A 23,938-nucleotide genomic window follows, 5' to 3' on the forward strand; every position below is an offset into this window, starting at 1 on the left:
CATCCCACGGCTTCGGCCGAGCCATCCCACACCCCCGGATCAACGTTCCCGGAGCGACCCAACCACCTCGAAGATCATTTCGTTAGGAGTTCTAAGGCCACCCCGGCCGCCGAATGACCGCGCTCCAGGAGAGAACCGATCGAGGCCGTCCGGACATCCCGGACGGCCTCGACGCGTGCCGCGCGGACCGTGACGAGGCGGCCCGCCTGTGGGGTGGGTGCCACCCCCATGACGACCGCCCGCATCATGGCCCCCATACCATCGCCCCGCCTCCACTTCTGCCCGAGCATGGTGCGCCGACCCGACCGCCGCTCCCGCATGCCGCTCCCCGGAGGCTCACCATGCCGCGCCCCACCCGCCGACGCCCCCGCACCGTCCTGCTCGCGATGGTCGCGCCCGGTGATCACAGCGCCCTCAAGCTCGCCGGCTACGTCAACACCGCCGCACGACGAGCCCACACCGAGCGCCCCCGCGTCCTCGCCCTCTACGACATCACATGATCAAACCGGACGATCCAGGCACTCGCCGGGGCCCTGTATCAGGAGGCGGCAGGTCCTGGTGGACCGCACACGCAACCAACGGCGTAAACAGCTCACTCCCAGCGTGCTCAGAGGCACACATCACCCCTCGAAATCGCAAACAGGCACTCAACCGCCAGCCAGAGTGACTCGCGGGGCAAGCGTGGTTCAATAAGTTGGATTATGGACAGATCTGCGCCATGACATTTGAGTTCAACGGCCTCTCCTCCACGCTGCCGACAACCAACGGACGGTCAGTATCCAGGCCACCACCTTTGAGGAGGCTTTGACCGAACTGACGTCACAGATTCCTCGATTGAAGCGCATTCTGCTCGACGACAGCGGACGGCTGCGGAGATCCCACTGGGCTTTCCTCAATGACGAGCTCATCATGCAGCCAGACCCGTCCATGCCGCTCGGTGACAACGACCGGATCACCTTCGACACCGCCATCGCAAGCGGCTGAGAGCGTCAGGCGGTTGGCCCAGATCTGCCATGGGGTGGCGGATCCTGCCCGGGGTGGGTCAGGACATCGGACACTGGGCCGCACAGGAGAACGCGCCGCACTCCGTGCCTGGCCAGCACAGCGTGGTGCGGGAACAAGGATGGACGGGTGGGCCCTGGCCCCGCACCACGTCTGCCGGCGCCACCACGGGCACCTGCTCGTCAGCATGCCCCACCCCCAAGAACCCTGCCCTCACCCATACGGCGCTGCCCACCACACGTCACCCGGCCGGGGTCCGTTGTGGTCGAGTTCCTGCGGGGAGGCCGGGGCGGACTCCCCGCAGTAACGACGATGACCGAAGATCGTTGGCAGGGTATGAACAACATGAAGCGCACCGTCATCGTCGCGGCCCTCGTCGGGGCCTTTCTTCCACTCGCCGGCGCTACGGCCTACGCGGACGCTGGTCCGCTGCCTACCGCGATCGGCTCGGCGACGGGTCTGGCCCTACCCCGTGAGACAGGGCTCCAGAACTTCCTGTTCACCTCCCGCTTCAACCTTTTGGACTCTCTGACACGGCAAAGCGGCGTCCTTGAAGGGGCATGAGCTTTCCCAGCCGTGCCGCAGGTGAACCCGTTCCCCCGGGGCCAGAACAGGCCGTCCTAGCCACCCTGCTTTCGGATTACTCGCTCCGGCGGCCCCAATGGACCGCGCCTGGCCCGGGGCCCCCATCCCAAGCCCTCCACCCCAGAACCCAGGTAGCCACTGGTGCCCACAAGACACGCTCAAAGGCAGGGCAGCCGGGAAGACAGTGACCATGACGCCCTGGCGGTCGTTGTTCCGCCGACGCGTGTGTGCACATCCGTCCCCCACGGACCCGCGTCGTGAGGGCCCTGGAATTCCCACGCCTCAGGGCCCTCACTCCTCCATACCGGCCGACGGCGCGTGTGCCTCTCGCGCCCCCTCTCCGGCCGGGCTCACGGGGAGCACCAGGTGCTGCACTTCACCCTGTCCGCCCAGGCCCCCCGTGCAGTGCTCGACCGACGTTCCGCCCGCCCCGCCCCAGTCGTCGAAGAAGTCGGTTAGCGCCACGCTCCCGCCGCGCCGTCCCTTGAGGCGCCTCGTGCGGCGGGAGCGTGGTCAACAGGGCTGAGCTGCGAGGTCAAGGTGTCCACGGTGGCGTCGAACCGCGCCGACAACTTCCCTACGAGACCCCTCGGAAGTTCGACCCGAGGTTCCGTCGGCCCGAAGTGCACCGGCTTGCACGTGTACGGCTTCGCCGCCGACTTCGTCGTGACCGATCCGGTCACACCTCAGGCATGGCCGCCATCGAGGTGCCGTGTCGGTGCCAGCGGAGACGGTTCGCGCTAGACCAGGTTGTGGACCAGCTGGCGAATGAAACCGGCCTCGCAGTCGTTGGTGCAGCCCTTCTTGTACTCGTAGTAGGCCTGGATGAACTCCTCCGGGTCGTCGTAGCCGAGGCTGTCGGTGGGGAACACCTCGTCCTTGCGGTCGCTTGAGGAGGAGATGTTGTTGACGGGTTCGGTGTCGGCGGCCTGGGCAGGCAGCGTCAGCGTCCCGAGTACAGCACCGGCAAGGACAGCGGATGCGGCGATACGCCGCGCAATGATCTTCATGCCGGTCTAACGCTCTGCTCACCGAACGGTTGCGGCCCCTCCACGGCGTCCTGTTGGCGCGAGCAGGCCGAGGTGGAGTCAGCGTCCTGGGCATCTGTCCACGGGAGCATGGCCTCTACGGCTCGGCCGTGCTCAGGTCGGTGGATCCGTTGCCTGGGTGGAGAGCGCCGACGGCGCGGGGATCAGCGCGGCTCGGAGTGGCTCAAGGCGCCCGGCCGGCACGCCCTGCTGACCTGCGGGTGCGCAGCCCGGGCTGGGCAACGAAGTCGGGTCTCGGGAGCGGGGCGGGTGCCGGATGTTGCCCACCGGGCAGCACCTGGCCGCCCTCGCCGCACGGGGGGTCTAGGAAAGGCCTGGAGCGGTCATCGACGGCCAGGAGCCCACAAGCTGCACCCGAGCAGCGGGCAGCGCTTAAGGAGTCGGGGGCGGAAGTGGAAGGGGAGTGACATCTGTCGCGGCCGGTCGTTGAACCCGGCAGGTCAAGCGAGATGCACAGAGAAGCCCCGGGCGTCGCGGCCCGGGGCTTCGTGCTGACAGCCTCGCGGCCCGTTTCGGCGCCGCCCAGGGGCAGATTCAGGTGCCGCTCTCGGCGACGGCCGCCCTGAACTCCTGCGTCATCAGCGGGACCGACCCGCGCTGAACAGGCGCCGGGCCCGGTTCGCCCCAGACCTTGTGCAGGGCCGCGCGCACCTTGACGTTCATCGCCTCATCGACCACAGCCCGTTACTCGGCAGGGACCTCACGCTTGTCCTGGACGCCGACCATGGTGCCGTGACGGGTGCCGGTCCACCCGAAGGTGATGACCTTCCAGCCGAGTTGCTTGGCCGCCTTGCGCATCGCAGCCCGGATCAACCCCGCCCAGCGTCTCGGCCTCCTCATCGCCCAGATTCACCTGGTAGTAGCCGCCGTACCCGCCGGCCCCAGTGGGCAGGTCCGGCGCAGCAGGGGCACGAGGGCCTCGGCCATGGCGGTGCAGCGCGGGTCCTTCGCGTAGGGCGGCACCGGGTGCTCTCCTTCAGTGCGGTGCGGGCAAGCAGGCAGGCAAATTGGCCCGGCGGGTGGCGGCTCGCTCGACCACCGCGCACTCATTGCAACCGTGCTCCCGGCGTCGATCTGGGGCGGACCGGCAGCGTCCCACAATGACCTGAGCCTCCAGACCGCCGTCGAGAGCCTTAGATACGCCCTGACCCTTGAGGCCCGCCGCAACGGAACGCCGAAGCCGGACGTCGCCTCCTTCGGCGAGGACGGACCCTTCTACGTGTTCCAGGCGAAATGGCGTAAGTAGGCCGCGACGAACCGTGTCTAGTCCGCTCAACCTGTGGTGGCCTACAGCTACGAGAGTCGGCCAGCCCTACGATCCGTCGGGGGACTGCACACGACGTGGAAGCCGCCAGGGTCGGAGGTTACGCGACGGCGAGCGGTCCCCCGTCAGCGGTGGGTGACGGGCAGATGACCGGTCCGGGCCGTGGCGCTGCTTGTAGGGGGTCGAGCTTCGAGCTGCTGGAGCAGTTCCCCGTCGTCGTCATAGAGCTCAAGACGGGACGGCAGGCCGAACCGGGTCAGGAGCGCTGCCAGATCCTCGAACCGTTGAGGATCGACAACTCCGTGCAGGAGCGTGTCCCCGTCGGTCGGGTCGACCTCGATGCGGCACCAGCTGGTCTCGACCTCATACGACTCCCACGACGCCGATCTGGCACTCCAGCCGGCCTCGGTGAAACGTTCGGCCACCAGTGCAGCACTCGGAGCCCCTGCCAGGTCACCACACACGTTGTTGGAGATCTCAAGCCAGACGGGATCGAGCGGCTGCCCCTCATCGGATACGTCCACAGCTGATTATGGAACGGACACCGCCGCGCCGTGGATGACGGGGCTGCCACTTCCAGCCCGGCGGCCCGTCAGATCGGCAGGGGTGCAGGATCGCCGTGTAGAGCGGGCCAGGGTCCACCCGGGCTGTCGGCGGGAGCCGGGCGGCGGGCGGCCGCCGTGCGACCCCACGGCCCTTCGTCGTCAGGCCCTACGGCGTTGCGGGGACGATGTTGACGCTGGTCACCCCCTCTTCGGCTTCCTTGTACCGCTTGTAGTCCTCGGCCGCCTGGGGGCTGTAGGTGACGGCGGACTCCCGGGACTCGCCATCCTGCTCCCACGTGATCCGCACTGTCTTCACGCCTTGCTCCTCCATCGCTGACCTGGGGAATGTGCCCGGCGGCGGCATCGGCTTCGAGGTGATGAGGCGCGCCGCCGGGCTCGAACAGGGTCGCATGGGCCACTGACAGGCCGAGGTGGGGTCAGCGTGTCTGAGGACGGGTGCCAGAATGTGAGGGGCCAGTACCCCGAGGGGGGTTCGTCAGCGGTGGGTGACGGTGAACCCGCTGTCGTTGAGTGCGGCGGTCCAGACGTCCCGGTCGAACCACTTGGTGATGTTCGGCTGCAGTTCGGAGATCAGCCGCATGCGGGCCTGCCAGTCGTGGCCTCCTGCGTCGCGGCTGCCTTCACACCCGTCGCAGCCGTCTTCGCCGTGAATGTGGCCGGCCATCCAGGCGTTCACCGCGACGTTGAGGATGACGGCGTACAGGTCGCCGCCGCTGCGGGCCAGGGCGTCCGGCACGCCGGCGAGGATCAGCGCCAGCTCCGGATTGTCCAACGGCGGAAGAGGGGCCTGCCCGATCTGTTCCGGGTCGCCGCTGTCCTGAACGTCGCGTTCAGATTGCGCGAGACGTTCGGCCAGGGATGCGGCGTCGAAGTACCGCCAGGCAGAGCGCACCTGAATCCCGAGCCGTTCCGCCACGGTGCTCATGCTCTGCTCGATGGTGTCCGCCACCGTCGCGGGCCCAAGGGTCACGCCGCGCCTTGCCAGTTCGGCGAGCGTCTGCGCGACCGCATCCTTGAACGCCTTGGTATTTCGCATCGTCACATCGTAGGGGCGTCGCCGGGCCCCGCCATCGCTGACAAGAGGGGCATGGGGATCGTCGGCCGCCACGGCGCAGCGTCTGATCTCGTGCTGTCGCTTACACGACGAGGGCCAGGCGTTCACGCGCGGCACGTTCCTGCTCCACGGCCCGGTGCAGATGCCACAGGGTCACGACGGGAAGCAGGCCGCCGAGCCGGGCGGCTGCCCTCAGGTCCTCGACCACAGCGGTCAGCTCTGTTCGCACCGTGCGCCGGGGTTCATCCGGATGAGCGAAACCGTCAGCGACCTCTTGAAGAAGGTCCGCCAGTTCCGAGATGCCGGGGTCTTCCGGCACCTGTTTGCCCCACTGGGCGGCTGCGTCACTGAGCTGCGCGACGCGCCGACGCCGCCTGGCCTCAAGCGCCCGCGATGAGGCATTCCAATGAGTCACAGGGTCATCGTCTCCCACAACAAGGGGCGAGGGAGCGGCAATCGGACAGGTCGCGTCGGGGCCCCCTGGTCAGCCTTCCCCTCTCGGTATGAGCCGCAGGTTGGCGGGTGGGCTGGGCGGGGCTTCCGTTTGCGGGGCGCGGGCCCACCCATGGGCGTGCATGGTCTCGGCTTCCCAGTCCTCGAACAGCTTCGGCAGCGCCTTCGGATCGCGGTCCGGGTCCCAGTGCCACTGGATGAAGGCGCGAGCCGCGGGACGGCGGGCGTCGCAGGCCGGGCAGAGTTCCATCCAGACACCGGTCATCAACGGGCCGTGCCAGTACAGCAGCAGCTCGCCTCCGCAGCGGGAGCAGGGCCGGTCCGGCTGAGCGTCTTCGTCCCCGTCGGGGTACAGCCGGGCGAGTTGTTCGTCGCTGACGTGGTCGAGGCTGCCGTTGAGGTTGCCGACGCGACCGAAAGAGCCGTCGGGGCGCACCACGTAGCGCCAGGTGTACGACATTCAAGCCCCCCTTTCGGGGTGGAGCGTGATGCGGAGGCCCACGATCCGCCCGCTTGCTGATCAGCGTCAAGGGGTCTGCACGCAGCCGGCGCCGCTGCCGGGGCGCGGCATGCGGGCCGAGAGCGGCCGGGGCTGAGGTGGCGTTTGTGGACCGGATCGGCGGTCAGGACGGCATGGTGTAGGAGTGGAGCCGGTCGATTTCAGTGAACCCGGCGCTCTCGTAGAGGCGGTTGGCGGCGGTACGGTCCCGCTCGTGGCCGGGGGGCGCGTCGTCATCGACGTAGAGGATCGCTTCCTTGGCGCCGAGGCCGGTCAGTGCGTCGAGAGCGGAGCCCAGCATTGCCGGGCCGAGACCGCGTCCCCGCGCGTCGGCGGCCACCTCGATCCACCACAAGACGCCGACCCCCTGGAAAGGGAGCCCGATCACCGCCTCGGCGACAGTGCTGCCGTCCTGGCGGGCCTCCAGTCGCCGCCCGCTCCTGTCGCTGGGGTCGTGGCCGATGTGAACGTGTGGCAGGCGCGGCAGCGTGGGGGCGGGCAGATTGGCGCGCATGTACCGCCAGAGTCGCTTACCGGTGAACCCGGCTTGTTCCAGCGCCCGGACCGTGGCGGGGCGGTGGCCGACCGGCAGCGCCTCCAGGCCGAGTGACAGGGCCGAAGCGAACTGGAACGCCTCGACCCGCCGGGCAGGAAGCGCGGTGACAGCGTGGCGGATCAACGCGTCGGCCATCGTCTCGTCCTCGCGGCAGTGGAGCCACAGGAGCTGTCCCGTGTCGTCCCTTGCGCGGGCCGCGTACGAGACGACGCCCACGACAGCCTGGGCCCTGTTGACGGCCACCTGGGTCACCGGCCTGTTCAGCTCGGCCCACCAGCCGGCATCCACTGACGAGCGGCCTTCCAGTGCTTCGCTCAGCATGGCGAGGGTGATGTGGGGCTGGCCGGGGGCCGGTCGGCTTAGATCAGACGCGCACACTGGTCTGATCAGCCTGGGTGTACGGAGGCAGCATCACCCCCGTGGGGGAGATCTCGGTTACGACCATGGGCAGGTATCTCCCTTCTGTCCCTGCAACGCCCGTAGGGACGGCTGCCGGGCCGTTGCCGGGCCACGTCCCTTCGTCTGACGTCACCGCCGCAATGCCGCGGCACGGGCACTGCGGCCCCCACCGTCCTCAGACAGCGTCGTTGAACCCCGCCAGATCCGTCCCCGCACAGCTGGCATTCTCATCCCCGTCCAGCTCTGGCCCGAGGGCGAGCATGTCGAGAAGGAGTGCGAGGTCGGATGCGTCTTTTGCCCGGCCTGCCAGGGCAAGGCGCGCCCGCCGGCGCTGCGCCCCCCGCCCCACTCCCCCGCTGCGATCGTGCTCTGCCCTGTCCATGACCGTCGATCCCACCACGACTGTGACCTCAGCGCGCGCCGACAACGCGCCTGCGCAAAACTTATGGCCCGGTTCAGGTGTCATGCGAGGCGACGGCCGCGCGAAACTCCTGCGTCATCAGCGGGACTGAGCCACGCTGCACGGGCGCCGCGCCCGGTTCGCCCCACACCATGTGGAGCGCCGCGTGCAGCTTGTCGTTCATCGCCTCGTCGACCACGGCCCGGTACTCGTTGGGGATTTCACGTCTGTCTCGGACGGCGACCATGGTTCCGTGGCGGGTGCCGGTCCACCCGATGGTGGTGACCTTCAGCCGAGCTGCTTGGCCGCCTGGCGCATCGCGGCCCGGATCAACTCCACCCGCGCAGACCTACGACAGCTGGTGGGTCTCGAACGCCAAAGAGGCGAGACAAGCTCACCCAGGAGCAGCGGGCAGCGCTCTCTGAGCTGGGCGTGGGGTGGGCCGTGACACGGCGTGGGGCCGGTCGTTTCGGCCGTGGCTGCGCGCGTGCTGCCACGGGGGTCAGGGGGTGTCGCCTTGCCAGTCCCACCGTTGATCATCGGTTGGCCTGGGGCCGTACAAGGATCGGCCGCCCCGGCCCATGGCGGCCGATCTCGGTGGGCAGCGCCGCGCCGTCGCGCAGTTCTCCGGGCGTCCAGCCGGTGACGTCCAGGAGTAGGCCGTCCAGCGGGCCGCCGACCAGCTCGGTGTAGGTGTGCCCGGGCTGCGGGCCAGGATCGGGGTCGTCGTGGTCGGCTCCGTAGACCCGGCCGCGCATGATCTGCTCGTCCATCCGGGCAGCATCCCAGCCGCCACGGACACCGGGCCTGCGCCGAGCAGAAACGCGGCGCTCGGGCGCGTTCTCGATCTGGTGATCGGGGGCTGCCGGGCCGAAGTCAGACCACTCGGGCCCGGCAGCGCATAGCCCGAGCCCTGGGGGGAGGGGACCCGGGCCACATCGTTGAACGTATGCGCAGCGGCGGGTCCGGTCCGGTATCCCGCGCCTGTCACCCTCCCTCTTCACTCCACCGGGTACGTGACCGAAGTTTATCGGCGCCCGTTGATCCCGGCGGAGCGAGCACGTGGGCTTGTGCGCGTTCCAGGGGCCCCGACGGCCGCGCCCGGCCCGGGGCCCCACCACGCGCCACCCAACCAGTGCTGTGCGCGCGTTCACACCCGCAGAGTGTCACGCGCTGCGGGGGTCAGGTCAGGAGGCGAGAACTGGTAGCGCCGGGTCTACGGAATGCGGACCCATCCTTTGGCCTGCATCGTTTCTGTTTCCCAGTCTTCGAAGAGCTGCGGCAGTTTCTCCGCCGTCCTCTGCGGGGCGAGGTACCAGCGGATGAAGGCACGTGCGGCGGGCCGGTCGGCGTCGCAGGCCGGGCACAGCTCCATCCACTCGCCGGTGATCAGCGGGCCGTGCCAGTGCAGCAGAAGGTCCCCCGAGCAGCGGGAGCAAGGCCGCTTGGGTTGCTCTTCGCGGTCGCGGCCGAGGTCCATGCGTGCGAGCTGTTCGTCGGTGACCGAGTCGAGGGCTCCGTCGATGTTCGCCGAGCGGGAGAACGAGCCGTCAGGGCGTAGGTGGTAGCGCCAGGTGAGTGACACGGTGGGGCCCCCTTCGGGGTGGGTTGTGCGTAGCCGTCACGATGCGTTCGTGAGTGGATCACCGTCAAGGGGTACGCAACCCAGGTGGGGAGGTGGGGGCGTTGCGTTGGCGAGGCCGACTCCCGGGCGGAGGCGGGGGCCTCGAGGCGGCGGGTGTCGGAGATTGCGCCCCGACCAGCGGCGCATGACGCTGAGGACATGCAGAAGGCAACGTGGTCTGGCCTTATCCGGTTCGGGCTCGTCGCGCTGCCCATCCGGCTGTACGCCGCGACCGAAGAGCATCATGTTCGGCTGCACGAGATCCACAGCGCGGACGGCAGTTCTCTGGGGTAAGAGGTGTGGTGCGAGGCGGAGTTCGATGACTCAGTGCAGCTCAGCGTCGGTGTCGTTGAGGATATCCGGCACAACAGGTGTGGCGCCATCGCTGAATCGAGCGATAGCGCCTTGCCGTAGGAGACTCACTTTGCTCACCTGAGAAGGCAGCGCGAGGTGTGGGCCGGCGATCACAAGCCGTCGAGGCGCTCGAAGCCGTGACGCCCCGGCCGGAACTCGCCGCCACCAGAAGGAGAGAACAAGCGGTCCGGGGCTGCCTGGGAGGCTGGCTTCCGGTGCCCCGATCAGATGACGTTGACGGTGTCGAGAAAGCGGGCGGCGAGGTCGGTGTCGCCGGTGAGTGTCACGTCGCTGTCGCGCCAGGACGACCGCTGCGTGCCCCAGTCGGGGAAGGCCAGCGCGGAAGCGGTGACGTGCGCCGCGACCGCGCCGTCGGAGGGAGCCAGGCCGCCCGCCTCATCAAACCACCAGGTTCCGCCGCCGGCGCCGGTGAGTGTCAGTGCGACGCGGGCGTCGAGCCCGGCGACCGGCGCCTGCGCGACCTGATTGCTCAGTACGGCGATCATCCAGGTCACGACCGCGCGCATCCTGTCCGCATCGGTGGACGGCACGGGGCGGCCGAGCGCCGGGGCCATGTCGTGGCGCAGGTGGGTGTGGTGGTCGAAGACGAGGGCGCCGCCGATCAACAGGCCCAGGGGGTAGCGTCCGAGTTCGACGAGCGGTATGCGCAGCCGGGTGGCGGGGGTGCGTCGGATGAGGTCGAGGAGCGTGGTCGCTCGGCGGGTGGCGCGGGTGTACTCGGCCATGACCTGTGCCCGGCTCCAGCCGCGGCGCCGGTCGACAGGGCCTTCGTTGAGTCGTTCGAGGCTGGTGGCCCGCAGCGCCTCCCGAGAGGGGGGTGTGTAGAAGTTCCGTGCTGTCGCGCCGATGTGGGCGACGACGTCGGCGATGCGCCATCCGGCCGCGGCGCTGGGCGCGGTCCATTCGTCGTCGGTGAGGCTGCTGGTGAAGTCCAGCATCTCGGCGCGTTCGGCGCGCAGCGCGGCGGACATGTTCGGCAGGTCGGCGGGGGGCAGGCGCTTGCTCATGTCGTTGTCTTCTCTGGTGGTGAGACGGGGCGGCGGATGGCCTGTACGGCCGCGTCGTAGAGGTCGGAGATGTCGGCCTGTCCGCCCAGGCGCATCCACTCTTCTGTCGCCGCCTGGAGGCAGGTGATCGCCGCGGCCGCGATCGCCCGTGCCTGCAGGGCGCGGTGGTCACAGTCGGGCAGTCGCGGCTCGATCAGCGGCGCGAACAGGTCCTGCCAGCGGGCCTGCTTCTCGGCGTGGCCGGCGCGCAGGGATTCGTTGCCGAACAGCAGCGTGATCATCTCGAGCCGACGCTCGGCGGTGAGGTCGATCTCCTCGAGCACCTGGAACGCCGCACGCAGCGACGTCCACGGGTCTTCGTCGGCCGGGCGCTCGGCGAGCCGCGCGGCTATCAATTCCCCCTGCTCGGAGAGGCCGTTGAGGGCGAGGTCTTCCTTGCTGCGGAAGTAGTTGAACAGGGTCCGTTTGGAGACACCGGCTGCCGCGGCGATCTCGTCGAGGGTCGTGTCGTCGTACCCCTTGGCGGCGAACAGTTCGAGGGCGGTTTTGGCGAGGAGCGAGCGGACCACCGAGCGGGTCTGCTCACGAAGGGGTGCCGGTTTCTGGGTCATGCACCGATAGTACATGTCTTCGCTAAATGCAATCACTTGCACTCAGTGCAAGCATGTGCGTAGAGTGCAAGTCATGAGCAAAATCGACTATCGCCGCCAGACCGTCATCGTCACCGGGGCCAGCTCCGGGCTCGGCGCGGAATTCGCCCGCCAGCTGGCCCGTCGCGGCGCGGATCTCGTCCTCGTCGCCCGACGCGCGGACCGGCTCAAGGACCTGGCCGACGAACTCACCCGCGCCCACGGCGTCACGGTGACCGTCGTCGCCCGCGACCTCGGCCTGCCCGACGCCGGCCGCACCCTGCGCGCCGAACTCGAATCCCGCGGCATCTATGCCACCGGACTGGTCAACAACGCCGGCTTCGGCACCCACAACGCCCTCACCGACGAGGACCCGGACCGCCTGCAGAGCATGATCGCGCTGAACGTCAGCGCGCTGGTCGACCTCAGCCGCGCCTACATCGACCCGCTGACCTCCGCCGACACCGGCATCCTGATCAACGTCGCGAGCCTGCTGGGCTTCCAGCCGACCCCGTACATGAGCGTCTACGGCGCCACCAAGGCCTTCGTCCTCAGCTTCACCGAATCGCTGTGGGAAGAGAACCACGACACCGGCCTACGCGTCCTCGCCGTGTGCCCCGGCGCCACGAAGACCGAGTTCTTCGACGCCGCCGGCAGCCAGACGGCCGACTACGGCACGAAGCGAGCCGCCCCCGACCACGTCGTCAGGACCGCCCTCGACACGCTCGACCGCCGCTCCGCGCCCCCGTCGGTGATCACCAACGGCCGCCCGCTCGCCCTCGCCAGCAAGTTCCTGCCGCGCCGCCTGATCGTCCGATTCATGGGCCGCATGGCCCGCCGCTGACCGGCACTGCTCCTCCGTCTCCCCCCACCGGCAGCAGTCGCCCTCACCAGCAGCAAAGGAACAACATCATGACCATCACAGAAGTCACCCCACAGCCCACGGACGCGGAGCGCTTCGGTCACATCCTCGCCGTTCAGCGCGCTGCCTACCGCCACGACGGAGCGCCCTCACTGGCGGCGCGGCGGAGCGACCTGAGCAGGTTCAAGGCGGCGCTGATCGCCCGGCGCAGCGCCATCGAGGAGGCGATCAACGCCGACTTCGGAAACCGCTCGCGCCACGAGACCGCGATGATGGAGGTCGGCGGCGTCGTCCAGGGCATCGACTACCTTCAGCGCCATCTCCGTCGGTTCACGCGCCCGACCGGCCGCCGCACCGCCTTGCACATGCGTTTGGGCACCAACCGCATCGAATACCAGCCGCTCGGAGTGGTCGGGGTCATCTCACCCTGGAACTATCCCGTCAACCTGTCGCTGATGCCGGTCGTCACTGCGATAGCCGCCGGCAACCGCGTGATGCTCAAGCCGTCGAAGTTCACCCCGGCGACGAACACCGTGCTCGCGTCGATGCTGAGCGAGCTCTTCCCCCAGGAGCAGGTCACGATCGTCAGCGGCGACGGCGCCGCGTTCTCCTCCCTGCCCTTCGACCATCTCGTCTTCACCGGCAGCACCGAGGTCGGACGAGCCGTGATGAAGGCGGCGAGCGAGAACCTCGTCCCCGTCACGCTGGAACTGGGCGGCAAATCCCCGACCATCGTCGCCAAGGGACACGTAACCGACCGGACCGTGTCCGACATCGTCTTCGGCAAACTCCTCAGCGGCGGGCAGACCTGCATCGCCCCCGACTACGCCCTGGTCCACGAATCCGAGATCGACACCTTCATCGACCGCTACGACAGACAGGCCAAGGCCGCCTACCCCGACGGTCCGACCAGCAAGGACTACACCTCGATCATCAACGACAAGCAGTACGCGATCCTCACCGACCTGATCGAAGACGCCCGTAACCACGGGGCACGAATCATCGAGGTCGGTCACCGGCCGGGCGAGGCTGCCCATCGCCCGCACACCCTCGCACCCACTGTCGTGCTCGGCGTCACCGACGAGATGCGGATCGCCCACGAGGAGATCTTCGGCCCCATCCTCCCGATCTTCCCCTACCGCGACATCGACGACGCCATCGACTACGTCAACGCACGACCACGACCGCTCGCGCTCTACTACTTCGGCAACAACGACGCGGACCGGCGCAGGGTCCTCGACCGCACGACCTCCGGCAACGTCACCATCAACGGCACCATCATGCACGTCGGGCAGGACGACCTCCCCTTCGGCGGCGTCGGCGCGAGCGGGATGGGCCAGTACCACGGGATCGAGGGCTTTAGGACGCTCAGCCACCCCAAGGGCATCTACGTCCAAGGCCGCTTCAACGCCGTCCGCCTCCTGTATGCCCCCTTCGGCAAGCGCGCCGACGCACTCCTCAACTACTTCCTTCGATAGCCGCGGCTCCCGCCGCGCAAGCCCGACCAGCGTCGAAGCACGGGCCCGCGCGTAATCCGCAGGAGCGGCTGGGGTGTGACGCGAAGGGCCGCGCCCCCTTCTTCGCCTCGACCGCCTCGGCCAACGGCGTTCCGGACGAAGTGGCTGCGGCGGTCCTCGTCCACCACCATGTACGGGAGACCCGCCGCCGAATCGAGCACTGCGGTCACCATCCCGACCGCTCACCAAGGTCTGTGCCAGAAACCCAGTCTTTGAACAAGGCCAGGGTCAGGCACTCACTCGCGCTGGTTCAAGGCCCTGGTCAAGTCTCGGTTGGCTGCTCGGGCAGCCTCCAGTTCATCGGCACGTTCATCAAGCTGACCTTGGATGTCGGCGAGGTTCTGCTCCAGCATCGTGATGCGTCGCTGAAGCTGGTCGATCTCGGCTGGCGCCCCCAGGCCGGACTCGGCCCAGGCCGCCTCCCCGAGGGCCTGGGAGAGGCGCTTCTCCAACTGCTGGACCCGCGCGGCGAGGCGTTTGTTCCGTTCCAGCGCGTTGGCCAGGTCGGCCTGCAGGGAGGCCCGGCTGACGGCTGCGATCCGCCCCTCCTGGGGAGGGGCGGCCGCGGCCGCGTGGACACGTTGGAGCAGGTCGCGGTGCCGGTAGAGGAACGTGCGGTCCACTCGCGCGGTACGGGCGAGACCCGAAACGGTGATATCGGCGTCGCGTCGCAGCATTGTGTCGAGGGCCTTAAGAACGCGTTCCCGGCGGCGGGCCGAGTCTGCACGCCGCCCGTCACTCATGTTGGTCATGCTGTTCTGCCGGGGCGGAAGTCGGGCACGGGCGGTCCGACGCGGGGAATCCCGAGGGCGATGATGTGCCGTCGGCTGCGGCGCAGGACGGTGGTGGCTTCCTTGATCTGCGTGCGGTCCTCGTCGGTGAGGGCGTCGAGGTCCTCCCGGACGCGCCGGACAAGACGACGGACCCGGGTGATCTCCTCATCAGAGGGTGCGGCCTCAGAGGGCTTCTCGAAACCGAGTGTCCGAGATCACGGGGAAACTTCAACACCAGCCTTCACCGGCAAAACGACACCCTGGTACCGGCATCAGCCCAGGCCAGCACCAGTGAAAACCTATGACGCACACCCAATGCACATCACACGACGCCCATCAATCAGCGCGACGCCGCCCAGCTGCGTCACATCGTCGGCGCCGGATGCACTTGGTCGTGACAGGGGTCGGGGATGGCCAGTTCGAACCACGTCGTTTTGCCGGTGGTCATGCGATCGCTGCCCCAGTCCTGGGCCAGCGCGCCGACGAGTTCAATGCCGCGTCCGCTTTCGGCATCGATGCCGGCGGTGCGGGGGACGGGGCCCGTCGGGGTGGCGTCCTCCACCTCGCAGCGCAGAACCGCGCCGTGCACGCGCACATTGACCCGGATCGGGCCGTGAGCATGACGCAATGCGTTGGTGACGAGTTCGCTGACCAGAAGCCGGCTGATGTCGGCCACTTCGTGAAGGCCCCAGGAGGACAGCTGGGCCGTGACGACGCGCCGGATAAGGCCTACCGAAGCCGGTTCACGAGCCACGGGCCAGGACGTGCCCCGCATGCCGGTGCAGACGGACGAGGTGCTGTGGGGGGTAAGGGCTCGCGACCACAGTGCCATCTGCCGGGCGACCCAGGAGGTGGGGGCATGACCGGCCCCCCGCTGCCTGCTGTGCACGAACCGGGCAGGACGGACCTGGCCCGGCAGGCCGGTCGGCAGATGCGGAGCCCGCCGGGCTGCCCGTCCTGGTGGGTTCCGCGGCGGCCGTCGTCCTGCGCGGCCATGCTGATCACTCCGTTCGCTTCGGCTTGGGTCGAGGTCTCCCTCGTGCCGGTGCCCCGGCTGTTTATGTAGCACTCGCTACATCCAAATATACACGTAGCAGTTGCTACAGTAAATACCACCTGATATCAGGCATAAATGGGCATTCAGCGGAGGCAGGCGTTTGACATGGGACGACCGGTTGACCTGGGCAAACGGGAAGACCTGCTGCGCCGGGTCCGCGAGTACGTGATCCATAACGGGCTGGCGGACCTGTCCCTCCGCCCCCTCGCCAAAGCGCTGGGCACCAGCGACCGCATGCTCCTCTACTACTTCGGCAGCAAAGACCGGCTGGTCGCCGAAGCACTGGCCCAGGACGAGGGGAGGCCCGTGCTGTTCTTGCGCCGGGCGCTCGACAGCGCAGGGGCTCCCGGGAATGCCGCGGGCATGCGGCTCATCATGGAAAAGCTGTGGAACCACTTCATGGCCCCGGAGCGCCGTGCAGTCCTCCCCGTCGTCTTCGAGGTCATGACGGCCAGCGTGCTCCACCCCGACCGGTACGGCCCGGTCATGCGCGACGTGCTCACCGAATGGAGGACTCTGCTCACCTCCGCGTTCGCCGACCTCGGAATGTCCGACGAACGGGCGGTCGTCGAGGCCGGTCTTCTGGTCGATGCCACCCTGGGGCTGCTCCACGCGTCGCTCGCCAACGACGAGGGGGACCAGGCGACAGCGGCCTTCCGGATACTGCTCGACCGTCTCGAACCCTCCTGGCAAGCCGCTGAATGAGCAGCCGCAGACACCTGGCGCGCCGGACGTCGGGCGCCCGGACCCCCTGTCCCGAACCCCGGGCATCCGACCAACTGCCGCCTGCTGTCAGAAGACGGTGGTCAGTCGTCCTTCATGCCGACGACGGCCCAGCCGAGTCCCTTGCCCTTAGCCAGGGCTGCGTCCGCCGCTTTTAGCCCTTGTGTCTCAGTTGCCCGCCAGCTAGCGCTCGAGCAACTACACGGAATAGCTCTAGCTATGCATAGTTGATGGTAGTGTCTGGAGCATTCGACATGAGGGGGACCTGATGAAGGTGACCGTGTTCCAGTTCGAGGGAACTCCTGAGGAGCTGGATGCCTCGCAGGTACTCAAGGAGCTGGCAGACCAACACCGTGGCTCCGTTTCGGTCGTCACCGGACCCGGCCGCAACAGCGACCCACTGCCGGCCCGGATTCCGGGAGTAGCCGACGAGGGACAGGAGACGGTGCGTCAGCTGCTGAGCCGCAGCCCGGCCCCCGGCCTGTTCGTCCGGTTTCTCAAGGAGACGACCCGGTGGGACAACGTCGGTGTCTACGGCATCAAGCGCAAGAACGCACTGCCCGACGCTCCCCTGGACTACAGCCGCTACCTGCGCCTGCGCCGGCAGGGATCCCAATTCGGCGGCTTCGCCTACATCTACGCGGAGTACAGCAGCATCAACCTCCGGCTCAACTACAGCCAGCAGCAGCTCGACGAGCTCGGCATCAAGTCCGCCCGGACCCTCACCACCGGGCACCGGGAGTACCGCGTCAACGTCGACCTCACAGACGAGACAAGCCTGGCCAACGCCCTGCAGCTGGCCGAACTGGCCTACAACGCCACCTAAAACCGGACACTCCAAAGCTCCGAGACCGACAGGAAGAGCCGGCGTGGACCTACGACCTCACCAGCGAGAAGCCGTCGACGCGATCCTCCGGACGCTCGAACTGCCAGCTCAGGCGCTCACGCCCGAACGAGGGCTACGCACCCAAGTGGTCATGGCGACCGGATCCGGCAAGACCCTCGTCGCCGCCCGCAGCGCCGAAGAGCTTCGCACCGGCCGTGTGCTCGTCCTCGTGCCCTCGCTGGACCTGCTCGCCCAGACCGAGACCGCCTGGCGCGAAAGCGGCCGTGGCGGGCCAACGATCGGGGTCTCATCCCTGCGCGGGGACCAGGTGACCTTCCCCAACACCACGGACGTGGACGAGCTGGTTGCCTGGGCAGGCCCGTTCGACAAGCTCACCGTGTTCGCCACGTACGCCAGCCTCGGTCTGGGCACGCTGGAGCGGGCGCACGCTGCGGGTTTGGCGGCTTGGGACCTGATCGTCGTGGACGAGGCCCACCGCGTTTCGGGCCGGATCGGGAAGCCGTGGGCGGTCGTCCACGACAACCAGAAGATCCCGTCCCTGCGCCGTCTCTACATGACCGCCACCCCCCGGCTGTGGCAACTCGGCGACGAGGACGAGGCCGGCGCGCCCGGCGAGCTGGTGGCGAGCATGGACGACGACCCCGACGGCCCCTTCGGCAGCAGGGCGTTCACTTTGACGCTCTCGGATGCCATCGATAGGGGAATTTGTGCCCCCTACCGGGTCGTATGCGTGGACGTCACCGACACCCAGCTCCAGGCCGCGCAACTCCTGGGCGCCGAAGGCCGTTCGGCCGAGGTCCGCGGGGCGCGGCTCGCCGCCCTGCAGACCGCACTGGTGAAAGCGTCGGCCGAGGAAGGCTTCCGCCGCACCCTGGTCTTCCACCATGTCGTCAAGGAGGCCGAAGCCTTCGCGGCCGGCCTCCCCGACGTCGTCAAGCAGCTGCACGCCAGCGACCCGGAGCTGTACCCGAAGACGATTTGGGCCAACTGGCTGTGCGGGGAGCACAAGCCGCTCCACCGCAGGCGCGTTCTCGGCGAGTTCGCCGCCGGGATCGCCACGGACGGCACCGTCGTGGAGAAGGGATACCTCGGCTCCGTCCGGGTTCTCGGAGAAGGCGTCGACACCAAGAACTGCGACTCCGTCTACTGGGCCGACGTACGCGGCTCCATGCCCGACCTCGTCCAAGCCGTCGGACGGGCGCTGCGCATGCAGCCCGGCGAGGGAAAGGTGGCCTCGCTCGTGGTGCCGGTGCTGCTCGGACCGGGCGAGACGGCAGACAGCATGCTGACGTCCAAGGCGTACGGCGGGCTCGCCAAGCTGGTGGAAGCCCTCAGAGCACACGACACCCGCGTGGTGGAGCAGCTCGCCGAGCAGCAGGCACAGAGCCACGTGAGGGCGTACAGAGCCGCAATGGCACCGAGACCGGCGAGGAGGGGAGCAAGAGCGACCGCAGCGACCGTGGTTTGTCAGTCCCGGCACGGGCGCTGCTGAAGTTCTCCACGCCCCGCGACCCGGCGCAGCTGGCCGCGTTCATCCACCTCCGCGTCCTCAATCCCGAGCACGCCCATTGGCGGCGCGGGGTAGAAGCCGCCGTGGTCTACGTCCGCGAGCACGGCGACCTGCGCGTGCCTTTCACGTTCCGCGTCCCGGCCGGAGAGGAAGCCGAAGCCGAGGCGTGGCCGGCCCCGCTCGCCGGGTACCCGCTGGGGCAGTGGACGGCCGACGCCCGCCGGTTCTACGCCCGCGGTGACATGGACGAAGACCGCGTCGCCCAGCTGGACAAGCTCGGCATGATCTGGTCCCACTTCGACGTCGCATGGGAGGAAGGACTCGCCGCCGCGCGCGGGTGGGCCGAGGAGAACGGGCACCTCCTGGCCCCCCTCGACGCCACCCACCAAGGCGCGAAGGTGGGCATCTGGCTGAAGAACGCGCGGGCCACCGCGAGGAAAGCGCGGGAGATCGAGCTGCGGCGTGCCGAAGGACTGCCCGTCCAGTCGTCGGCCGGGGCACTGTCGGACGAGCGGCGTGAGCAGCTGGAGGAGATCGACCCGTCCTGGTGCCCAAGCTGGCCGGTGGAATGGCAGCCGCCTTCCACCTCACCCGCCTCCACCTGGAAGAGGTCGGCGGCGAACTGCCGACCGAGCCCGGCGTCGGCGTACACCAGGGTGAAGACCTCGGGCGATGGGTGCGCGCGCAGCGGTTGGGTTGGGACAAGCTCACCACCGTGCAGCAATGGATGTGCGAACACGTCCTGGGGATCGAACCCGCCAGCGAGGAAGAGAAACCGAAGCCACGCACCAGCCAGGCACAGAAGTGGGCCATGCACCTCACCGCAGCCCGGCAGTACTACGAACGCGAGGGACATCTGAAGGTACCGCGCAAGCACGTCGAGACGATCACCCTTGGCAGGAACGGCGGCAAGGACCAGCAGCAGGACGTACCACTGAAACTCGGTGCATGGGTCGGCAACCAGCGCTCCCGGGCCGCAACGCTGACACCCGAGCGGGTGGAGCAGCTGTCCAAGATCGGGATGCGGTGGGCGTAACCCGGCAATGGGCAGGGGGCATCACTGTGAAGGCAGGGGACGCCGCCCCGGGGCCAGGGGGATCCCAACCCGAATCTTACGGATAGTCAGATTCTGTCCGTCGCCGGAATTCGAGGAGAATTCTCGGGGGTTATCGAATTCCGCGTCTGCGTAAATTCGCACTCCGCAGAGATTGGTTTCTCCGCCCGAACCGGATATTAGTCCGCGCACACCCAAATGGAATGCGGGGCCTGCGGGTTCGGCGGAACCGGGAGAATGGGCGGATGAACGAACGTCGTGTCCTGGGCACCGGCCCGCGCCCTGCCACTCCCCCCGCGCAGCCCACGGCCGGCAGCCGGGCTCGTCTCGCCGCCGAGCCGGCCGAGGCGCCGCAAGCGGGTGCCGAGGGGGCCGCGGCCGCGCCCCGCTCCCCCGGCCGGCGCCGGCTCGGCACGGGCCCGGAGGCCGGCGCGCACTGACCGCACGTCACCGGCCGAGGCCGGCTGTCTGCTTGGGGCAGCCCGGTGGTACTGCCCCCAGAAACAACGGGCACCGGGCCTCGCCCGCGCACGCCATATCGGCACGGGCTGCACCCGACCCTAACGGCCAGGGCAGGCCCCTGCCGGTCTCCCTCAACCCGAGGTCCTAGACGGCTCTCTGAGCGTCTCTCAGGGCGCCTTGCGCCCGGGAGGGGGGCGGGGAAGCCCTGCCGCGCCGCTAGGCGGCCCCGCAGAGGGCCAGGCCGGGCCCCACACGCGGCCGGACAAGGACCGATACTCCGGTCAGCGGAGCAGCGTACCGTTGCGGAGGATCTCGGTGATTTGTTGATACCCATCACCGGTACCGAGTTCGGTTTCCAAAAGAGCTGTGGAGGCGGGCCTAAGGTGCCCATACACCCCGCTTCCATCGGTGGTGAAAACGGCGAAGGAGTCGACGACTTCGGTAACAGAGAGGTTGGAGTCGCTCAACCACTTCTTGTACACGTCAGCGTCACTCACGAGCACGATCAAGTCCACGTCGTTGTTCGTCTCGTAATGAACCCTTTTCGACTCAGTCATCAGTGTTGGTTCCCTTCTCGGGATGGATGCTGGGGACGCCTGGCAGTCTGCCAGGACAAGATCGCCCACACCGGCCGATGCGGTAGTTGGGTCATCCCGCCGGGCTAACGCGTCCCCGGGACCCTGTGCCGGTCCTCAACGCCCCTGCTGCGCCCCGTCCTCCCGGGCCGGATTCACTCCTGCGGGGGACACGAAGCGGGGGCCGCCACCCATCGGTGACGACCCCTGGGGAGCCCGTCCGCCGACGCGGGGCGGGCGGCTCTGTCAGCGGTCAGCCGGCCGCCGCAGCCGGCCCTGCCCCGAACCGCGGGACATCGTCAGCGGTCACATCCAGGCGCAGCCGCTTGAAGCGGAGCGGGTGACGGAAAACGCCCCGGTCAACGGCCCGATCCGCGCTCATCTCCGCCACCAGATCCGGGCGGACCAGCACCGTGTCCAGGACATCACGGCTCCCCCACGCCGCCGTGAACCGCACCCCCTCGAAAGGGTGCCCGGGGCCGGCCTCGGCCAGGTGCTCGCCAACCTGCCGGGCCACGTCCGGGCGCAGCGGGACCGTCCGGCCCACCGCGCGCAGCCGGCCCGCCGCGTCGTAGCGGCCCAGGACAAGGAGGCCCGGGCGGGTCAGGGTGCCCGTGATCGCGCCGATGATCGCTTCTGTGGTGTCCCTGCGGCGGACCTTGGTCCACCCTCTGTATCCGGGCAGGTAACGGCTGGTCAGGGGCTTGATCACCAAGCCTTCGACGCCGGACACGTCAGTCCAGGACTCCAGCCATTCCCGAGCCTTGGCCAGGTCCGTCGTCATGGGGCACAGGGTCCATGGGGCCGTCAGGGCGTGGTCGGTGAACAGCTGCTCCAGGAGTGCGCGCCGTTCCTCGTACGGGCGCGTCAGGAGCTCCTGGCCGTCCAGCTGCAACACGTCGAACGCGACGAAGTAGGCCGGCAGGCCGACCGCGAGGCCGGCGGCGCCACGGGTGCGGGCGGCGGCCCGGCGCTGCAACGCCTCGAACGACAACCGCCCCGCCTCAGCGTCCCAGACGACCAGTTCGCCATCGAGGACCAGGCCATACGGCAGCTGCTCCTCGGCGGCCGCCACCAGGTCCGGCCAACGGTCCTGGACCAGCGACCCGCGGCGGGTCTGCACCAGCACCCGGCCACCCGGCCCGGCCGCGGTGAAGACGATCGCCCGGTGCCCGTCCAGCCTGCTCGTAGGCCACCCCTACGCGCAGCACACTAGGGCCGGGCACCGCCTCCGCGGCCTGCTCCAGCATCGGCTCAACCGGCGGTCGCAGCACCATCCCCGGGGCCTCCCTCGCAGTCGCTCCCCCTTCCAGGGTCGGTCCGCCCGGGACGACACGGTCCGGCGGGACTCGCCTGCCCCTGCCCAACGAGGCAGCTGAACAGCCTGAACAGCAGGTACTGCCCCCGCCGACCACTCACCCGGCGGTCGCGACCGGTGCCGCCCCGAATCCCGGCACGTCCTGCACTGCGACGTTCAAGGGCCTTCACGGGCAGGGACTGGTTCAGTCAAAGGCTGAGGGCGGGCCCGGGCGGGGCGTGAGCAGCATATGGAGAGGGCTGAGACCGAGGGTCATCCTTGGTACGGCTCGGATTGGGGGTCCTGGTTGGTGGCTTAGACGCCAGCGGTTGGCGACGGCAGCCACGACCAGGGCTGCCGAGGTGAGGCCCAGGGTGTCTCCGATGCACTTACGGCTTCCGGCGCCGAAGGGGATCATCGCTCCGCGCGGCACCTGACGGGCCCGCTCTGGCAGCCAGCGGTCCGGGTCGAAGCACTCCGGGTCGGGGAACCACCTTCGGTCGTGGTGCAGGGCGTAGTGGCTGACGGCTACGTTCGCGCCGGCCGGGATGGGGCGACCGGCGAGTTCCGTCGCCGTGGTGGTGATGCGGGTGGTGAGCCAGCCCGGCGGCCGTAGACGTAGAGTCTCCGTGAATACCCGCCGGACCACGTCCAGCTGCGGTAGGTCACCGACATGTGGCTCCCGGCCTGCCAGCACCGCATCAAGTTCTGCGTGCAGCCGCGCTTCGACGTCTGGGTGGGTGCTCAGGTAGTGGAAGGTCCATGCCAGCGCGCTGCCACTGGTCTCGCTGCCGCCTCCCATCAGCGTGAGCACCTGGTCGTGGATCTCCTGATCGTCCAGCGTGGCGCCGCTGTCCTCGTCCCGGGCTGCGAGCAGTGCCGACAGGAGATCTCCGCGGTCTCCCGGGCGGCGGCGGTAGTCGGCGACAACCCTATTGATGAGGTCACGGAGGCGGGCCAGCGCCTGATAGAAGCGCCGGTTGGCGGGCGTCGGGAGCCTCTGCAGAGACGCAACCGGCATCAGCATCTGCCGGTACAGACCCTTCGAGACGACGTCCATGCACGAGGCGAGCTCATTCGCGTCTGCGCCGCCGAAGTCGGTGGAGAAGAGTGTTCGGGCGGTGATCCGGGCCGACAACCGGTGCATCTGCGCCCCGATCTCGACGACTTGACCCGGCTGCCAGGCCTCCATCACCCGCACGGTCTCCCCGAGGACGACCTCGGCGTATGCGGTGATGCGGTCGGGGTGGAATGCAGGCTGCACCAGGCGGCGCTGCCGTCGGTGCTCCGCCCGGGCGCACGTGGCCAGGCCGTTGCCGATGAACACCTTGGCCTTGTCGAACGCCAACCCGCCCTTGTCGAAGGTCTGCCCGTCCTGCAGGACCCGTCTGGCTAGTTCCGGATGGCACACCAAGTACACGGGCACCGGGCCGAACCGCAGCGTCACCACATCACCATGCGCCGGCAACGACGCCAAGAACTCCAGCGGCCGCCGCTGCAGCTGCAGCGCGTGACCCAGCACCGGCAGCCCGCCCGGCGCGATGGCCGCCTTGAACTGTGAGCGCTCTCCCATCGCCCCACCCCTCCGCCCGATTCGGTTCAGACCCTCCCCCAGGACCGGCCCGTGCCGACCCGGGCCTCCGAGAGTTCTTGTGCCACCCAGCCTCCCGCCAAACGCCTGTACTCCGTCCTCACCGGGACAGGCGCGGGCAACTACAGCAAGTCCTGGGTCTAACCACCCCCACGTGCGGTTTGGGATCGTGAGCATGCGCTCTGCTGTGCGTACGGCGAGCTCGCCG

General features: G+C 68.8%; 31 protein-coding genes and 2 pseudogenes. 14 read left to right on the top strand and 19 right to left on the bottom strand.

Translation table 11 applies throughout. The annotated features are described in order from the left end of the window. Window positions 1–341 precede the first annotated feature (341 nt). From ACWIHY_RS35900 to ACWIHY_RS35910, 3 genes are all read left to right on the top strand, one after another. Window positions 342–500: a hypothetical protein gene (locus ACWIHY_RS35900; protein ID WP_454380670.1), complete on the top strand. Its 159-nt coding sequence runs from the start codon at window positions 342–344 to the stop codon at window positions 498–500. Between the two features lie 304 nt (window positions 501–804). After that, the gene (locus ACWIHY_RS35905; RefSeq protein ID WP_454380627.1) at window positions 805–984 is read left to right on the top strand and encodes a hypothetical protein; all 180 of its coding nucleotides are present in this window, start codon (window positions 805–807) and stop codon (window positions 982–984) included. Window positions 985–1,314: 330 nt separating this feature from the next. Then, window positions 1,315–1,566, top strand: a complete 252-nt coding sequence (locus tag ACWIHY_RS35910; RefSeq protein ID WP_454380629.1) for a hypothetical protein — start codon at window positions 1,315–1,317, stop codon at window positions 1,564–1,566. A 312-nt stretch (window positions 1,567–1,878) separates the two neighbouring features. On the opposite strand, the gene ACWIHY_RS35915 is transcribed toward ACWIHY_RS35910, so the two are convergent. The 3 genes from ACWIHY_RS35915 to ACWIHY_RS35925 form a co-directional block, all read right to left on the bottom strand. Further along, window positions 1,879–2,052, bottom strand: a complete 174-nt coding sequence (locus ACWIHY_RS35915) for a hypothetical protein (RefSeq protein WP_454380630.1) — start codon at window positions 2,050–2,052, stop codon at window positions 1,879–1,881. 275 nt (window positions 2,053–2,327) lie between these two features. After that, complete coding sequence (locus ACWIHY_RS35920) at window positions 2,328–2,597, bottom strand: hypothetical protein (protein ID WP_454380632.1); 270 nt, start codon at window positions 2,595–2,597, stop codon at window positions 2,328–2,330. Between the two features lie 573 nt (window positions 2,598–3,170). Next, a complete protein-coding gene (locus ACWIHY_RS35925; RefSeq protein WP_454380633.1) occupies window positions 3,171–3,299 on the bottom strand; it encodes a hypothetical protein in 129 nt (42 codons plus the stop codon). Window positions 3,300–3,426: 127 nt separating this feature from the next. Here ACWIHY_RS35925 and ACWIHY_RS35930 point away from each other — a divergent pair, with 127 nt between their 5' ends. Beyond that, complete coding sequence (locus tag ACWIHY_RS35930; protein ID WP_454380634.1) at window positions 3,427–3,591, top strand: hypothetical protein; 165 nt, start codon at window positions 3,427–3,429, stop codon at window positions 3,589–3,591. A 434-nt stretch (window positions 3,592–4,025) separates the two neighbouring features. Here the strand turns inward: ACWIHY_RS35930 and ACWIHY_RS35935 are convergent, their stop codons facing one another. From ACWIHY_RS35935 to ACWIHY_RS35950, 4 genes are all read right to left on the bottom strand, one after another. After that, complete coding sequence (locus tag ACWIHY_RS35935) at window positions 4,026–4,424, bottom strand: hypothetical protein (RefSeq protein ID WP_454380635.1); 399 nt, start codon at window positions 4,422–4,424, stop codon at window positions 4,026–4,028. Between the two features lie 187 nt (window positions 4,425–4,611). After that, the gene (locus ACWIHY_RS35940; RefSeq protein WP_454380636.1) at window positions 4,612–4,761 is read right to left on the bottom strand and encodes a hypothetical protein; all 150 of its coding nucleotides are present in this window, start codon (window positions 4,759–4,761) and stop codon (window positions 4,612–4,614) included. 180 nt (window positions 4,762–4,941) lie between these two features. Beyond that, on the bottom strand, window positions 4,942–5,574 hold the full coding sequence (locus tag ACWIHY_RS35945; protein ID WP_454380637.1) for a hypothetical protein: 633 nt from the start codon (window positions 5,572–5,574) through the stop codon (window positions 4,942–4,944). 28 nt (window positions 5,575–5,602) lie between these two features. Then, window positions 5,603–5,749 carry a hypothetical protein gene (locus tag ACWIHY_RS35950; RefSeq protein ID WP_454380638.1) on the bottom strand — a complete coding sequence of 49 codons (147 nt, stop codon included), beginning with the start codon at window positions 5,747–5,749 and terminating at the stop codon, window positions 5,603–5,605. Between the two features lie 21 nt (window positions 5,750–5,770). On the opposite strand from ACWIHY_RS35950, the gene ACWIHY_RS35955 reads away from it, so the two are divergent. Further along, on the top strand, window positions 5,771–5,917 hold the full coding sequence (locus ACWIHY_RS35955) for a hypothetical protein (protein ID WP_454380639.1): 147 nt from the start codon (window positions 5,771–5,773) through the stop codon (window positions 5,915–5,917). Between the two features lie 87 nt (window positions 5,918–6,004). Here ACWIHY_RS35955 and ACWIHY_RS35960 read toward each other — a convergent pair whose 3' ends face one another. From ACWIHY_RS35960 to ACWIHY_RS35980, 5 genes and pseudogenes are all read right to left on the bottom strand, one after another. Next, window positions 6,005–6,433 (bottom strand): DUF6300 family protein, encoded by a 429-nt coding sequence (locus ACWIHY_RS35960; RefSeq protein WP_454380640.1) that lies wholly within the window; start codon window positions 6,431–6,433, stop codon window positions 6,005–6,007. Window positions 6,434–6,596: 163 nt separating this feature from the next. Next, complete coding sequence (locus ACWIHY_RS35965) at window positions 6,597–7,349, bottom strand: GNAT family N-acetyltransferase (RefSeq protein WP_454380641.1); 753 nt, start codon at window positions 7,347–7,349, stop codon at window positions 6,597–6,599. A 533-nt stretch (window positions 7,350–7,882) separates the two neighbouring features. After that, the gene (locus ACWIHY_RS35970) at window positions 7,883–8,074 is read right to left on the bottom strand and encodes a hypothetical protein (RefSeq protein WP_454380642.1); all 192 of its coding nucleotides are present in this window, start codon (window positions 8,072–8,074) and stop codon (window positions 7,883–7,885) included. A 255-nt stretch (window positions 8,075–8,329) separates the two neighbouring features. Then, window positions 8,330–8,600 (bottom strand): annotated as a pseudogene (locus ACWIHY_RS35975) (hypothetical protein). Between the two features lie 443 nt (window positions 8,601–9,043). Continuing rightward, a complete protein-coding gene (locus ACWIHY_RS35980) occupies window positions 9,044–9,412 on the bottom strand; it encodes a DUF6300 family protein (RefSeq protein WP_454380643.1) in 369 nt (122 codons plus the stop codon). A 198-nt stretch (window positions 9,413–9,610) separates the two neighbouring features. Here ACWIHY_RS35980 and ACWIHY_RS35985 point away from each other — a divergent pair, with 198 nt between their 5' ends. Next, window positions 9,611–9,745 (top strand): hypothetical protein, encoded by a 135-nt coding sequence (locus ACWIHY_RS35985; protein ID WP_454380644.1) that lies wholly within the window; start codon window positions 9,611–9,613, stop codon window positions 9,743–9,745. Between the two features lie 284 nt (window positions 9,746–10,029). On the opposite strand, the gene ACWIHY_RS35990 is transcribed toward ACWIHY_RS35985, so the two are convergent. Continuing rightward, entirely contained in the window at window positions 10,030–10,833 is an 804-nt protein-coding gene (locus tag ACWIHY_RS35990) for a maleylpyruvate isomerase N-terminal domain-containing protein (RefSeq protein WP_454380645.1), read from the bottom strand. Further along, window positions 10,830–11,444 (bottom strand): TetR/AcrR family transcriptional regulator, encoded by a 615-nt coding sequence (locus ACWIHY_RS35995; RefSeq protein WP_454380646.1) that lies wholly within the window; start codon window positions 11,442–11,444, stop codon window positions 10,830–10,832. The genes ACWIHY_RS35990 and ACWIHY_RS35995 overlap by 4 nt, the downstream gene beginning before the upstream one ends. Window positions 11,445–11,517: 73 nt before the next feature. Between ACWIHY_RS35995 and ACWIHY_RS36000 the strand changes: the two genes are divergently transcribed. Beyond that, window positions 11,518–12,306: an SDR family NAD(P)-dependent oxidoreductase gene (locus ACWIHY_RS36000; protein ID WP_454380647.1), complete on the top strand. Its 789-nt coding sequence runs from the start codon at window positions 11,518–11,520 to the stop codon at window positions 12,304–12,306. 68 nt (window positions 12,307–12,374) lie between these two features. After that, on the top strand, window positions 12,375–13,802 hold the full coding sequence (locus ACWIHY_RS36005; protein WP_454380649.1) for a coniferyl aldehyde dehydrogenase: 1,428 nt from the start codon (window positions 12,375–12,377) through the stop codon (window positions 13,800–13,802). A gap of 275 nt (window positions 13,803–14,077) precedes the next feature. Here the strand turns inward: ACWIHY_RS36005 and ACWIHY_RS36010 are convergent, their stop codons facing one another. After that, the gene (locus tag ACWIHY_RS36010; RefSeq protein WP_454380651.1) at window positions 14,078–14,584 is read right to left on the bottom strand and encodes a DUF6262 family protein; all 507 of its coding nucleotides are present in this window, start codon (window positions 14,582–14,584) and stop codon (window positions 14,078–14,080) included. A 394-nt stretch (window positions 14,585–14,978) separates the two neighbouring features. Continuing rightward, on the bottom strand, window positions 14,979–15,446 hold the full coding sequence (locus tag ACWIHY_RS36015; RefSeq protein ID WP_454380652.1) for an ATP-binding protein: 468 nt from the start codon (window positions 15,444–15,446) through the stop codon (window positions 14,979–14,981). A 330-nt stretch (window positions 15,447–15,776) separates the two neighbouring features. On the opposite strand from ACWIHY_RS36015, the gene ACWIHY_RS36020 reads away from it, so the two are divergent. The 6 genes and pseudogenes from ACWIHY_RS36020 to ACWIHY_RS36045 all read left to right on the top strand — a co-directional run bounded on the left by ACWIHY_RS36020 (window position 15,777) and on the right by ACWIHY_RS36045 (window position 20,245). After that, window positions 15,777–16,376, top strand: coding sequence for a TetR/AcrR family transcriptional regulator (locus ACWIHY_RS36020; RefSeq protein WP_454380653.1), 600 nt, complete (start codon window positions 15,777–15,779; stop codon window positions 16,374–16,376). A gap of 286 nt (window positions 16,377–16,662) precedes the next feature. Next, complete coding sequence (locus ACWIHY_RS36025) at window positions 16,663–17,220, top strand: hypothetical protein (RefSeq protein WP_454380654.1); 558 nt, start codon at window positions 16,663–16,665, stop codon at window positions 17,218–17,220. A 43-nt stretch (window positions 17,221–17,263) separates the two neighbouring features. Next, complete coding sequence (locus ACWIHY_RS36030; protein WP_454380655.1) at window positions 17,264–18,733, top strand: DEAD/DEAH box helicase family protein; 1,470 nt, start codon at window positions 17,264–17,266, stop codon at window positions 18,731–18,733. A 101-nt stretch (window positions 18,734–18,834) separates the two neighbouring features. Next, window positions 18,835–19,230, top strand: a pseudogene (locus tag ACWIHY_RS36035) (helicase associated domain-containing protein); the annotation flags it as partial. 68 nt (window positions 19,231–19,298) lie between these two features. Next, window positions 19,299–19,787, top strand: coding sequence for a helicase associated domain-containing protein (locus tag ACWIHY_RS36040; protein ID WP_454380656.1), 489 nt, complete (start codon window positions 19,299–19,301; stop codon window positions 19,785–19,787). A 263-nt stretch (window positions 19,788–20,050) separates the two neighbouring features. Then, the gene (locus ACWIHY_RS36045; protein WP_454380657.1) at window positions 20,051–20,245 is read left to right on the top strand and encodes a hypothetical protein; all 195 of its coding nucleotides are present in this window, start codon (window positions 20,051–20,053) and stop codon (window positions 20,243–20,245) included. A 303-nt stretch (window positions 20,246–20,548) separates the two neighbouring features. Here the strand turns inward: ACWIHY_RS36045 and ACWIHY_RS36050 are convergent, their stop codons facing one another. The 3 genes from ACWIHY_RS36050 to ACWIHY_RS36060 form a co-directional block, all read right to left on the bottom strand. Continuing rightward, window positions 20,549–20,824 (bottom strand): SBDS family protein, encoded by a 276-nt coding sequence (locus tag ACWIHY_RS36050; protein ID WP_454380658.1) that lies wholly within the window; start codon window positions 20,822–20,824, stop codon window positions 20,549–20,551. A 271-nt stretch (window positions 20,825–21,095) separates the two neighbouring features. Further along, complete coding sequence (locus ACWIHY_RS36055; protein WP_454380660.1) at window positions 21,096–21,971, bottom strand: ATP-dependent DNA ligase; 876 nt, start codon at window positions 21,969–21,971, stop codon at window positions 21,096–21,098. A gap of 373 nt (window positions 21,972–22,344) precedes the next feature. After that, complete coding sequence (locus ACWIHY_RS36060; protein WP_454380667.1) at window positions 22,345–23,907, bottom strand: cytochrome P450; 1,563 nt, start codon at window positions 23,905–23,907, stop codon at window positions 22,345–22,347. Between the last annotated feature and the right edge of the window lie 31 nt (window positions 23,908–23,938).

The sequence above is a fragment of the Streptomyces sp. NPDC055287 genome (assembly GCF_053646035.1).